Origin of the sequence: Microvirga lotononidis, from assembly GCF_034627025.1 — a bacterium.
Classification (GTDB): domain Bacteria; phylum Pseudomonadota; class Alphaproteobacteria; order Rhizobiales; family Beijerinckiaceae; genus Microvirga; species Microvirga lotononidis.
In genome coordinates, this window is record NZ_CP141048.1 from 4,170,402 (window position 1) to 4,182,958 (window position 12,557).

The 12,557-nt window shown below is 58.9% G+C and carries 8 protein-coding genes; 3 read left to right on the plus strand and 5 right to left on the minus strand.

Annotation, left to right across the window (positions count from 1 at the left end; all coding sequences use genetic code 11):
* Positions 1–187 precede the first annotated feature (187 nt).
* The gene (locus U0023_RS19710; RefSeq protein ID WP_009491678.1) at positions 188–1,207 is read right to left on the minus strand and encodes a GNAT family N-acetyltransferase; all 1,020 of its coding nucleotides are present in this window, start codon (positions 1,205–1,207) and stop codon (positions 188–190) included.
* 450 nt (positions 1,208–1,657) lie between these two features.
* Here U0023_RS19710 and asnB point away from each other — a divergent pair, with 450 nt between their 5' ends.
* The 3 genes from asnB (at position 1,658) to U0023_RS19725 (ending at position 6,111) form a co-directional block, all read left to right on the plus strand.
* Complete coding sequence (asnB, locus tag U0023_RS19715) at positions 1,658–3,622, plus strand: asparagine synthase (glutamine-hydrolyzing) (RefSeq protein WP_009491680.1); 1,965 nt, start codon at positions 1,658–1,660, stop codon at positions 3,620–3,622.
* Positions 3,612–4,769 carry a glycosyltransferase gene (locus U0023_RS19720; RefSeq protein WP_009491682.1) on the plus strand — a complete coding sequence of 386 codons (1,158 nt, stop codon included), beginning with the start codon at positions 3,612–3,614 and terminating at the stop codon, positions 4,767–4,769. The genes asnB and U0023_RS19720 overlap by 11 nt, the downstream gene beginning before the upstream one ends.
* A gap of 64 nt (positions 4,770–4,833) precedes the next feature.
* Positions 4,834–6,111, plus strand: coding sequence for an O-antigen ligase family protein (locus tag U0023_RS19725; protein WP_009491684.1), 1,278 nt, complete (start codon positions 4,834–4,836; stop codon positions 6,109–6,111).
* Between the two features lie 501 nt (positions 6,112–6,612).
* On the opposite strand, the gene U0023_RS19730 is transcribed toward U0023_RS19725, so the two are convergent.
* The 4 genes from U0023_RS19730 to U0023_RS19745 form a co-directional block, all read right to left on the minus strand.
* Positions 6,613–7,764 (minus strand): acyl-CoA dehydrogenase family protein, encoded by a 1,152-nt coding sequence (locus tag U0023_RS19730; protein WP_040638442.1) that lies wholly within the window; start codon positions 7,762–7,764, stop codon positions 6,613–6,615.
* 104 nt (positions 7,765–7,868) lie between these two features.
* Positions 7,869–10,844 carry an amino acid adenylation domain-containing protein gene (locus tag U0023_RS19735; RefSeq protein WP_009491688.1) on the minus strand — a complete coding sequence of 992 codons (2,976 nt, stop codon included), beginning with the start codon at positions 10,842–10,844 and terminating at the stop codon, positions 7,869–7,871.
* A 14-nt stretch (positions 10,845–10,858) separates the two neighbouring features.
* Complete coding sequence (locus U0023_RS19740) at positions 10,859–11,899, minus strand: thioesterase domain-containing protein (protein ID WP_009491690.1); 1,041 nt, start codon at positions 11,897–11,899, stop codon at positions 10,859–10,861.
* An 11-nt stretch (positions 11,900–11,910) separates the two neighbouring features.
* On the minus strand, positions 11,911–12,525 hold the full coding sequence (locus U0023_RS19745; protein WP_009491692.1) for a 4'-phosphopantetheinyl transferase family protein: 615 nt from the start codon (positions 12,523–12,525) through the stop codon (positions 11,911–11,913).
* Between the last annotated feature and the right edge of the window lie 32 nt (positions 12,526–12,557).

The following is a 12,557-nucleotide window of genomic DNA, read 5'->3' on the forward strand; positions in this document are numbered from 1 at the left end:
AGATCCTTGGGGAGCACTTGGGATAAAACCAAGGAAAATAGGATGAGCTAAACCCCGCCCGATTGCGCCACTCGGCTCCGCTCTACTTAGCCGTCGAGGCCGCCTCTAACGCGAAGGAGACGCACGCTTTCCGATGGACCGGGGGCTACCCCGACTTCACCGGATACGATGACAGACCGGCGACAAGCTAGGTGGCCAGAAGTGACCGTGTCAGTGCGAGAACATGCTTTCTCACGTTGCGGCCGTAAAAGTACAAAGCCTTGGCTGTATCGCGGGCGACCGCCGTGGCCGCTCCGCGCGACAGGCGAAACTCCATGAACGGGACTTGGTCGCCCCCGTATTTCCTTTTGTATTCGCCGCCATTCCCCCAGTAATGCGATTCTATTCCGCGCTTCTTCCAGTGCTGCATCGCATGCCAGTGGAGTGTCTCGTTGGGACGCACATGTTGATGCTCCCGGAAACTCGCATTTCCCCAAAAGAAGGAGATTTTATTGAACCCCGGATAGATGCCGGTTGCGATCGACTGCCCATCGGCGTTGCGGGCTCGAAGAAGCAGGAGATTGCCCGTGCCGTGGTAGTGCTTGATGAGAGCCTCGACTCTCTCCTGTCGGTATGTCGGCTTGAGGTCCTGCTTGGCGAAGACGTCGAGAAGCTGCTGGTAGTATTCGGCAGGGAATCCTTCGGCATCGGCTTCTTCGACCGTAACGCCGCTTTTGGCCGCCTTTCGAATGCAGCGTCTGCAGGCGCTGTCCATCCGGTTGAACAACTCGTCCTCCGGAAGGGTCAGGTCGGAACGGAACGTCTGCCCCGTCCGAACGTGGAAACCGAGCTCGACCATGTCCTCACGATCCAGGAAGGGATCGGCGATCTCCAGATGATGGCATTTCAGATCGCGGAAGACGAAGGGGATCAACGCCGAAACGGCTGAGGTTCGAGAGACCCCCGGGGCTAGATTGAACCCCATGTAAGGCGTGGTCCAGCCCGGGAATGGGCTTCCCATGATGCTGAAGCCCATTCGCTTGATGCGAACGCCCGAGAAAAAGCCGAGTGTTTCGTTTCCGTCCGTTAGCTGCGCGACGACAGGTTCACCGCTCTGGGTTTCACAGATGAAGTCCAGCCACGCCTTCCTCTGGGAGAAGGTTCGATCCTCAAAGGCGTCGAGGCGCTGCCAATCAACCAGATCATACGGGAGTCTTGTAAACTTCATCTGATGCTGCCGGAAATGAGAAAGCACCATATAATCTATGGCGCACACCGGCCATCATCCGTGGACTTCGGCACCTGGTCCAGTTGCCTTGGGAGGCGACTACACCAAATTCCTTGACCTACATCGAATGCGCCGTTCGGCCAGAGCGTTCGGACGAGCAGAGGATGCGGTCGCTGATGCAGGCGAATGTGCGAAGCTCTCAACATCGACTGTTCTACGCCGCTTGAGGGGTGCAAAGTCGGCCGCGATCTGCCGGGGCGATCCGATCAGATATTGCGGTTCGTCGGAGGTACCCCCTCAGGAACTCTGCTAGCTAGAATGCTCAGCCGGAACGACGGTGTGATGATGGTATCTTCGCTTCTTGGCGGCTGGAATGTGAGATCGTCACCTGACGCAGGCGGCGAAATACGCAAGAGCCGGATCGTTGCGGGACCACTTTAAGGGAACATCATGTGTGGCATCGTTGGGTTTCTCTTCTTGCCTCGCCATGGCCGAATGGAACCCGGTAAGCTTCTTGAGCGAATGACGTCGTCTTTGGTCACGAGGGGGCCGGACGACCATGGCGAGTGGATAGATAGCTCGGCCGGTGTCGCGTTGGGCCATCGTCGCCTGAGCGTCATCGATCTGTCGCCGGCGGGCCATCAGCCTATGATTTCCCAGAGCGGACGTTATGTCCTCGTCTTCAACGGCGAAATCTACAATCACAAGGATATTAGGAAATCTCTGGAAGAAGTGGGAGAGGGCGGCTATTTCCCGCACCGGGGTGACGATCGCTCGGCAGGTTCCAGAGCGTGGAGAGGAGGATCCGATACGGAGACCCTGCTGGCGGCCATCGAGAGATGGGGGGTCCGGCAGGCACTCGAGCGCTGTGTCGGAATGTTCGCTTTCGGCCTCTGGGACCGCCAGGAACGGGTTCTGACACTCGCGCGGGACCGGATGGGAGAGAAGCCTCTCTACTACGGACATACCAACGGGATGTTCGTTTTCGCGTCTGAGCTCAAAGCGTTCCAGACCATTCCCGGCTTCAATCCGACGATCAACTCGACCGCCCTTTGGCAATATTTCTATCAAAGGGCAATTCCGGCGCCGCACTCGATCTATGACGGGATCTTCAAGCTCGAACCTGGGCAGCTGCTTACGCTCGAGATGACTGGATCGCAGCCGCTGGGCGAGGTGAAGACGGAGTACTACTGGTCTCTCCAGACGGCACTGAGCGGCGAACCATTCCGTGGGACGGCCGAGGACGCGGCAGACGAGCTACGGCGCATCCTCACCGAAGCCGTCCGCATGCAGATGATCGCGGATGTTCCGGTCGGTGCATTCCTGTCGGGTGGAATCGACTCGAGTACGATCGTTGCGCTTATGCAATCGGTATCGAGCCGGAAGGTCCAGTCATACACGATCGGATTCGAGGAGGCTGGATTCAACGAAGCTCACCATGCAAGGGCCGTGGCGGAGTGTCTCGGGACGGATCATCATGAGCTGACGGTCACGCCGTCCGAGGCGCTCGCAGTCGTGCCGCATTTGGCCGAGATCTGGGACGAGCCGTTCGGCGACAGTTCTCAGGTTCCCACGGCCGTTCTCTCCCGGATGACGCGGGAGAACGTGACCGTCGCCCTAAGCGGGGACGGCGGGGACGAGCTCTTCTGCGGATATAAGCGGCAGCATACGGCCGCCGCGATCGAACGCATCCCGGGTAAGCCGCTTTTCGGCGCATTGCTGTTCGCATTCAACTCGCCATCCGCCATCATGCGGTTGAGGGCGTTGCCGGTCGGCCGTTCCTCCAAAGCGGCCGCCAATCGTCTTGGGGCGCTGGCCGAGATGTTTGCCCTCGACAGCCCGGCTCACCGGTATATGGCTTTCTCGTTCAGGCCCGATTACTGGAGTTCGCTGCTCAATCAGGCGTCAAACTATCATATTGGAGCCTCCACCTTCCCGGTCTCGGACGCGCGAGACAGGCTTACGCTCGTATCCGCAATGGATGCGGTGACATATCTACCGACGGACATCCTCACGAAGGTCGACAGGGCTGCCATGGCAGTGAGCCTAGAGACCCGGCTACCCCTGCTGGATCATCGGGTGGTCGAGTTCGCTTTCAGCCTGCCATCTTCATACAAGGTGAGGCAAGGACAGACGAAGTGGCCGTTGCGCCAGATTCTGAATTCGTTCGTGCCAAATTCGATTATCGATCGGCCGAAGATGGGCTTCGGCGTGCCTATCGGTACCTGGCTGAGGGGCCCTCTGAAATCCTGGGCGGCGGACTTGCTGTTCTCAAGTGACGTGCGGGACGATTTTCTGAACGAGAAGACCATCAAAAGAATGTGGGGCGATCATCAGTCCGGCACTTGGAATTATGCAGACCATCTGTGGCGTGTCCTGATGTTGCGTTCGTGGCAGGCGTGCTATGGCCGATAAGAGAATTCATGTGCTCTTTTTCCTGCCCAGCCTGGCTGCGGGAGGCGCCGAGCGGGTCGTTCTGACATTGCTGAGAAACCTCTCGCGTGAGAGGTTCGAAGTGTCGCTGGCCGTCGTCAACCAGAAAGGAGCTGTTCTCGAGAACGAGCTTCCGCCGGACATAAAGGTCTATGATCTGGATGCCGGGCGCCTACGTTTTGCCCTGACAAGGGCCGCGAAGCTTATATGGAAGCTGAAGCCCGACATCGTCTTCTCCACCATCGACTATCTGAACGTCGCGCTCGGTTCCAGCCGACTGCTCTGGCCTAGGAAGACAGCGTTCGTTGCTCGTCCAGCCATTCTTTTCAGTGCTGATCTCAAGACGCGCAGCCGACCGTTTGTCTGGAAGCTCCTCCATAGGCGGTCCGTGTGCCGTGCGGACCTTGTCGTGTTTCAGTCGCACGCGATGGAAGAAGACTATCGGGAGTCTCTCGGATGGAGAGGCGGGAACTCGGTGGTGATCCATAACCCGCTGGACGTCGATCTCATTCGCAAGCGATCTCGACAGGCGGCGAACACAGGTTTCGACCCTGACCGATTCAACCTCGTGGCCGCCGGGCGCCTGGAGGACCAGAAAGGCTTCGATGCTGCCATCGAGGCCGTGGGTCTTTGCAGCAATAAGGACGTCACTCTGACAATTCTCGGAGATGGGAAGCGGCGCCAGACACTGGAGCGTCTGATCAGGGAACTGAACCTGGAGGATCGGGTGAGGTTGCTCGGTTATACCCCCAACCCGTATCCGTTCTATGCGCAGGCCGACGGTTTTCTTCTATCGTCCCGATTCGAAGGTTTCCCCAATGTTGTTCTCGAAGCACTGTCGTGTGGCACCCCGGTGGTGGCGACACCCGTGGCCGGCCTGAGAGCGGCTTTGACGGGCATTCCGGAGTGCCGTGTTGCGGCCGATTACGGTGCATCTGTTCTGGCCCGCGAGATCGACGAGCTTGCAAGGGGAGGGGGCTCCAGAGTTCGTCCCGACGCAGTCAGTAGTTTCGATGTTCAGCACATCGTCGGAGAATATGAAAGAGCTCTGGCCGGATCGATTTCTGGCCCTCGGAGGATCGGAGGTCCGTCCAGGCCGTCAGCTGCGATTGAACCTGTCCCAAGATGACAGTGTCTTGCTTTAATGGGGACAATGCTGCCGGCACACAGGGCAGCCACTTTGGAGTCATGACGTGGTAGCCAGCATTGGAACGCTTGATTCACAATTCACATCAAGTCGTTTTCTTAATCCGATCGGCTTGGGCCTGCTCCTGTTTACAGGGCTGAACCTGAACGCCGTCGCTGCAATGTTTATCGGCGAGGCTGAAATGCTGTCGCCGCTTGCGCTCGCGCTGACCCTGATTCTCCTCGTTCAGTACACCAGATTGCGGCATATTTCCTTTATCTACATGCTGTTTGTCGCAGCAATACTATCATACCTGATTATGGGCTCTATCCCTCGCTTCGAGACCATTTCGATAGATCTATATTATATCAGGTTATATTTTGTAACGTTCCTGCTGGTGTCTGCGCTGTATTTCTGGATCGTATCACTGGACGAGGATCATTTGCGATTGGTGCTGATCTTCTTCAAGTATCTTATGCTGATCGCATGTGTCGGAACGATCTTCTCGAGCACCCTTCAGCAGTATCAGGCGATAAACCCTGCTGACGCGATCTCCTCCGGGCCAGTCGAGGAGATGGAGCGTGCATCCGGACTTTTCGAGAATCCGAACCAGGCAGCGACGGCTGCCTTGTACTGCCTGGTATTGGTGGTGGCGCTTCCCGCAAGGATATTTGCCTGGAGAGCGCTTCAGGTTGTGATCGCCGTCATCGCTCTGGTCATGACATTCTCGAAAGCTGCTATGCTTGGCGGTTTGGTGCTGGCTGCAGCCTTCGTGCTGACGAGGCGATCGCTGGGAACCATGCTTTTGTTCTCGGTGGCGGTGGCTACCGGCATCATCGGGCTCTGGTTCATCTATGAACACGATCTTTTTCACCTGTCATGGGATCAACGGGAGAGATTGGCGGATGTCTTCAACCTGGTAGGCGGGGAGGTCAGCGCGCGAACGACCACAGGCCGCACCGTTCTCGTGGACTTCGGGCTACAGAAGATAAAGCAGGTCTTTCCATGGGGAGCGGGACTGGGTGAGTTCCATGCCATGGAGGGCGGGCTCAGAAAAATCGTAAATGGTCTCGAAACGAATCGATGGCTGGGCATTCACAACACGTTCCTGACCATCCTGGGGGAGAGCGGCTTAATTCCTTTTCTCGCATTCCTAAGCTTCCTCGTTTGGCCCGTCATCGCCGCAAGGAAATCAAAGTATCTTGGTATCGTGTTCGGGTTCATGTTGACACTCGTCATTCAAATGTCGGCTGCTCATGACGTGCTCTTGCTGCGGTTTACCGACGCTATCGTCGCGATCACCCTTGCTGTGGCCACGTTCGCGGCTCGGGAGAAAACTGCATAGGGTGATTGGCTCGGCCCTCATGCGGGGATTCGTGCTTTCCCGTCGCAAGATCGAAGGTATTCTTCTCGGATCAGGATCCGGTTGCCTGGACGATCTGGATTCTACGTCTCTGAGCGAGCCGAATAGAAGCACTGGCAGTAGCCGGTGGTATCACTAATAGATGCGGCATTAGAGCTCTTATAAGGCATCTATCTCTTCGAGCGGGGCGTCCAAGTAAGGAAGCCGTTCTGTATAGATCTCGTCCCGAATGCATCTCGGCGGCACGTGACAGAACTTCCGCTTTTACGCTTAAAAAGGGGAACGCCGAGGGCTTGGACCTCCCAGATTTGACCCCGATTTCTGAGAAATCTTGATGGCCGATGAGGTTGGCAAAAGGTGGTCTGAGACCGACCGGTCCATCGACGGCATTGGCTTGGATTGTCCAGGGAGTACCTCAGCGCATAAGGGAGGCCGCCATCGAAACCGCACTCGCCTGAGCCCAGTCGATCAGCGGGCGGTTTATCAGGAGATCGATGCGACGACGTCCAGCATCACTTCAGTCGCGCCGCCACCGATGGACAGAACACGCGCATCCCGTGCCATGCGCTCGATCGGGCTCTCACGCATGAAACCCATCGCCCCGTGGAACTGAACGCACGTATACATGACTTCATTGGCGAGTTCGCCGCAGAAGGCTTTCACCATCGAGACTTCGCGGATGCAATCTTCTCCCGCAGCCATTCGCCAGGCGGTGGCGTAGAGGAATTGGCGGCCGGCCTCGACTTTGGTGGCGAGCATGGCCAGGCGTTCACGGATCGCCTGCATGTCCCATAGGACGCCTCCGAAGGCGCGACGGGTCCGCACCCAGGCGAGCGTCATGTCGATTGCCGCCTGAGCTGCTCCGATTGCCATGGCGGCAAGGACAAGGCGCTCGTTCTGAAAGTTGCCCATGATCGAGTAGAAGCCCTGCCCCTCGACCCCGAGCATGTTCTCCGCAGGGATACGACAGTCTTCGAAGACGAGTTCAGCCGTGTCGGAACAGCGCCAGCCATGCTTGTCGAGGGCACGGGCGATCTTCAGGCCCGGCGTGCCTTTCTCGACGAGAAACATCGAGATGCCATGGCTTCCGGCCGCAGGATCCGTTTTGGCGGCAACACAGTACAGGTCTGCATAGACGCCATTCGTGATGTACAGCTTCTCTCCGTTGAGGACGTAGTCCTGCCCATCTCGTCGGGCGCGCGTGCGGATGGCTTTGACGTCCGAACCCGCATCCGCCTCCGTGATGGCGACGGCCGTGATGACCTCACCGCTGATGATACCTGGCATCCAGCGGGCGCGCTGGGCCTTGGTCCCTTCATTGAAGACGTGAACGGACGCCATGTCGGTGTGCACCAACGTGGCGATGGCGACGCCGCCATAAGTGGAGCGCCCTAGCTCCTCTGCGAACACCGTGGATGCAACTGCATCCATCCCGGCGCCGCCATATTCGGTCGGGTACTGAATCCCTAAGAAGCCGAGTTCACCCATTCGACGCAGGACGCTACGGGGAATGAACCCGTCCTCTTCCCAGCTGTCCGCATGAGGTTTGATCTCCTTCTCGACGAAGCGGCGTACCTGATTGCGCAGGAGTTCATACTCTCCTCCCGCCCACGGAAGTCCGGCCCCCCTTGTCATTCCCCCCGTTCCGTCCATACGCCTCATCCGATCTGTTGTCTGTCTCGTGGTAATGCCGCCATCATGAGGATGGCTCACAATGGCGGTCCGGCTCCCGCCCTCGCCTAAATTTCGATTTCCTCGCGAGGACCTTCGCTTGTCGATGGCGCGCGGGCCTCTGCCATCCAGAGCATCCCGTCGATCACCTCGGCCAATCCCGCCACGGTCGGCCGCTCGAATAGGTTGCGGAGTTGCACATCGACTCCGAAGGTTTCCCGGAGGCGAGACACCGCCCGCATGACGAGGAGGGAATGCCCTCCAAGGCTGAAGAAGTTGTCGTTGCGCCCGATCGAGTCGACCTTGAGGAGATCGCACCACAGGGCGGCCAAGGTCTTCTCGGTTTCCGATGACGGCGCAATGAACTCCTCGGCCGGCTGAATGTTGTCGCCCGTCGGTTCGGGAAGGGCAGCGCGATCCACCTTCCCGTTGGTTGTCAGCGGCAACCGCTCCAATCGGACGAAATGCGTCGGAATCATCGCGTCCGGCAGTTCTTCAGCAAGATGGGCGCGTAAGTCCGCGACGCTCACATTCTGGGGAGAGACATAGTAGGCGACGAGGCGGGCGATCCCGTCTTCCGCTGCGATCGGCTCGACATATCCGATCTGGGCCATGATCTCCTTGATGCGAGGCACATCGAGTTCGTCATTCAGTTCGTCGATGGCTTCGTCGCGCGTTTTCTGGCCTAGGCGCACGTCCCAGCTGTAGGGCAGGGCGTAGTTGTGATACCCGCGCTGCTTCTTGTGAATGTAGATGCCGACGTCGTTGATCAGGCAATTCGTGGAACGCCCGGTATCGGAGGGCCTGCTCCATCCGGCCTGAGTCTTCAGAAACTCCAGCATATCCTCGAGCGGAACGCTCCAATAGCGATAGAAGTCGATGAACTTGACTTCCTCGAAGATGGAGTCATTGCGGAATACATCGACGTCCAGGTAGCGTGAAACCGCATCCTCCCGGCGATGATACTCCTTACGGGCCTCGGTCACGAGCGCGTCAAGACGGGACGGATCGTAGTCGTCCCGCTTGAAAACCTCCTCGGTCAGCCGTGTCTCGAAGAACTGGCCGCGTGAGAGGCCGGTGACGATGTAGCCAATTCCATTCTCGCGGGCGAAGTTGGTAGCGAGGGTATAGATCGTCTTGAAGCAACCGTTGCAGACGTTCGCGAACCGTTTCAGACTGTCCACGAAGATCTCGTTCATGTGGGGCGTGCTTCCCCAGTGGTGATCGACCCCGAGCCCACTCACCAGCCGTCTTATGTTCGCCTTGGCATCTTCCGAGATGAACCCGTTGTCCAGAGTGAATGTGAGCGGTTTCACGCCCATCGCGACAAGCTTGCACAGCATGAAGCTGCTATCCTTGCCGCCGCTCAGAAGAACGATACAATCGTAGGGCCCCTTACGGTTCGCCTTCATCTCGACTATCAGACTCTGGAGATCGTCCGGCGTCTTGAAATAGGCCTGGGCCTTTTCGACGTAGGTGTCGAACGCTTGGCAGAGATTGCAGACGCCGTTTGCGTCGTAGGTCGTTCCCGGCATATCCGATGAGACGCCGCAGCGCTCGCAATAGCGCACCTGCGTGGCGGCTTTTGCTGCCGGCGCTGCGGTGGCGACGACGGCGCAATCATGGACAAGCGGATGCTTCATGAGGCGGGCTTCGATCTCGCCTAGTTCGACACGTGCGCCTCCGACTTTCACCTGGTGATCCGCACGTCCCAGGAAGTCCAGACGCCCCTCGGAACTCCACCGGGCAAGGTCACCAGTCCGATACAGTCGCAGCTTGGATGTGCCATCACGCGGATCGGTGGTCATCAGGAAGCGTTCTCCGGTCAACTCGAGGCGATTGAAATAGCCCTTGGCAAGGCCGTCTCCGGCAATGAACATCTCCCCGATGACACCCGGCGGGACCGGCTGGTGCGCCTCGTTGAGGACGTAAATTCCAGCGTTTGCCGCAGGAACGCCGATCGGTACCGACGGGTGCTGATCGCGATCCATATCGAACCGATGGATCATGCAGCCGACCGTGGCTTCGGTTGGGCCATATTCGTTGTAGATCTCGATCGGGTGGGGTATCGCCCTCGTGATGTCACGGGCCAGTTCGGTCTTGAAGTCTTCTCCTCCGACGATGAACTTGCGGAGCCGTGTCGCCCGCAGATCTCGGTCGCGGATCATGGCGAGATGGGCAGGCGTCAACTTCACGATGTCGACGGCGTTGTCGTCGACGACTTTGAGTACGACCATGCTCTGTGCACCAGGATCGCCGCGGTAGACCACGATCCGGCCGCCTGAGATGAGGGGCGTGAAGAGCGTCGTCACGGTCAGGTCGAATGCCAGCGACGAGAAGAGGGGCCAAGCCAGACTTTCTCCCGCGCTGTACACTCCGGCGGCCCACCAGATGTAGTTGACCAAGCTCCGATGGCTGATCATGACCCCCTTGGGGACACCCGTCGATCCGGACGTGAAGATGATATAAGCCGTGCCGTCCGGAGTAGCTGAGGATGGCCGATCCGTACTCGGCTGTTGGGAAATCGTCCTGAAATCGGCATCGAGAATGAATACGTCGGCAAGCTCGTGCGGAAGGTCGGACTGAAGATGCGACTGCGTGATCGTGAAGGGGGGCGTTCCGTCCGTTCCCTCCGCGATGTCCTTCAGGATCGTTGCAATCCGTCCTTTTGGCGTTGCGGCATCCAGGGGCACATAGGCCGCGCCGGACTTCAGGATTCCGAGAATCGCGACGACGACCTCGATGGAGTGCTCCATGAACACGGCCACGCAGCGGCCTGGCCCGACATCGCTCGAGGCGAGGTGTCCGGCCATCTGGTTAGCGCGCTGTTCCAATTGGCGATATGTCAGCGCATCGGTGCCGTACCGGATCGCCTCCGCGTCGGGAGTACGCGCTGCTTGAGCACGGAAGAGATCGATCACCGTTTCGCTCGATGGGTAAGGCGCCTCGGTGGCATTGTAATCGACGACCAGCGTGTGATGATCCCGATCGTCCAGAACAGAAAGCGCGACGCTATCCAGCGCAGGCGGAAGGATTCGATTCATAGGATTTCCTCAATTCATCTGGCCGATTGGCGGTAGAGCTCGGCGATGGACGGCGCGTCTGGTTCCTGGAGCATGAGGGGGCCGTAACAGCTCTTCGGGCCATAATAGAATTCGGCCTGAGGCGCGACATCGAGCCAGCGGAGCGGCCTGGCTCCGGATCGAACCCAGGCTTTGTTCGGAAGAAAGATGCAGATGCGGCCCTGGTAAGACGTCGGCGTATATCGACGCACGGCTGTTGTGGCCGTCGCCTCGAGCCGGGAGCGCCGCGCCAGAACCGGATCCGGCTTGACCTTGTCGCCCTCGGCGCCGAGGTAGGCTAAAAGGGGGCGCAGACCGTTGCTGCGGTTTCTGAGGCGGGTTCCGAGATACCGCGCGCGGTCGCCGAGATGCTGGAGGAATGCTTCCATGGAGGGCATGGCCGCGGCTTTGCGCAGGTGATGGATCACGGCGCCGATCCGGCGCTTGCCCTGGAAGAACATCAGCCGTGATGCCGCCTGATATGTGCTCGGATGAACGGGCCCGAAGAGGGCGAGGCATTCGACCTCTGCCCCGCGTTGCCCGAGAAGCTTCGCCAACTCGAAAGCAGTCGATGCACCGGAGCAGTAACCGGCGATGATATAGGGGCCAGCGGGCTGGAATTCGAGTATCTGACGCGCGAAGTACTCGGCGATGTCTTCGACGCGCTCCATGGGCTCAGTGCGGCCATCGAGGCCCGGCGGTTCGAGAGCGAAGAACGGCTGATCGTCGCCCAGCCGCTTCGCGAGGTCCGAGAAAGAGAAGACGACTCCACCATGGCCAGGGACGGCATAAATGGGTGTGCGTGTTCCGTGGGGTTGCAGCGGCACGATCGACGGCTGTTGGCGGGCAGCTGCCGCCGCCATGTTCAGGAATCCGATGATCTCGCTCTTACGCTCCCGCAACTGGTCGCGGAACTCCGCCGTCAACGCACCGGCGGGCGCACTGCAACGCAACTGGCTTCCCTCCAGCCAGACCTTGATGTCTCTGCCCGCGAGATCAGACAGGAAGTCTGGAATCTTCGTCGCAGCCGTATTCATAGAAATCCCCATCACTTCTGAAAGACCACGGTCCCGATGTATCCGGGTTCCGGCACGAACGTATGGGTCTCCCATTCTCCGTCATCCGATGGGATCGGCTGAGCTAGCCCGCATCCGATCGCCTTCGAGATGGCTTCCAGCCGGGTCCAATGTCGGAAAAAGCCCTCCACTCTGTCCTCTGGAGCGAGGGAACGAAAGGACTCATACTCGGGAGGCGAAAAGCAAAGAGCTGCGATGTCTTCGGCCTCCGCAACAGGGCGTATCGCCTCGATGTCGACGCCGATTTCACCCGTGTTCGAAAGTGCGACGATTGCGAGTTCCTCGGATCGAGTCATGCCGAAGTGCAACTCTTGCATAGGCATGCGGTGTGAGAGCCGAGGTTTGCCTTGTGGGCCATATTCCAACTCGACCTCGGCCGGTGAGATTCCCAGTCTCGAAGCGAGGATGTGGCGCAGGTAGCTCCGCCTTGCGACGAACCGGCGGCGGTCGCGCACTTGCGCGAGACATTTTGCACGCTGATGCTCATCCTCGCTCAGGCATGCGCTCATCTCCTGCTCGAGGTCCGATCCGATATCGAGCCTCAGAGCCAGGAGGTCCAAACCATTGCACCCCATGACCGGCATCATGATCTCGGACCTCAAAGCAGCAGCCAGAGTCA

Coding starts and splice junctions, on each gene's coding strand:
- U0023_RS19745 (WP_009491692.1), bottom strand. CDS start 12,525: ATGATGCCGGTCATGGGGTGCAATGGTTTGGACCTCCTGGCTCTGAGG.
- asnB (WP_009491680.1), top strand. CDS start 1,658: ATGTGTGGCATCGTTGGGTTTCTCTTCTTGCCTCGCCATGGCCGAATG.
- U0023_RS19720 (WP_009491682.1), top strand. CDS start 3,612: ATGGCCGATAAGAGAATTCATGTGCTCTTTTTCCTGCCCAGCCTGGCT.
- U0023_RS19735 (WP_009491688.1), bottom strand. CDS start 10,844: ATGAATCGAATCCTTCCGCCTGCGCTGGATAGCGTCGCGCTTTCTGTT.
- U0023_RS19730 (WP_040638442.1), bottom strand. CDS start 7,764: ATGACAAGGGGGGCCGGACTTCCGTGGGCGGGAGGAGAGTATGAACTC.
- U0023_RS19740 (WP_009491690.1), bottom strand. CDS start 11,899: ATGAATACGGCTGCGACGAAGATTCCAGACTTCCTGTCTGATCTCGCG.
- U0023_RS19710 (WP_009491678.1), bottom strand. CDS start 1,207: ATGAAGTTTACAAGACTCCCGTATGATCTGGTTGATTGGCAGCGCCTC.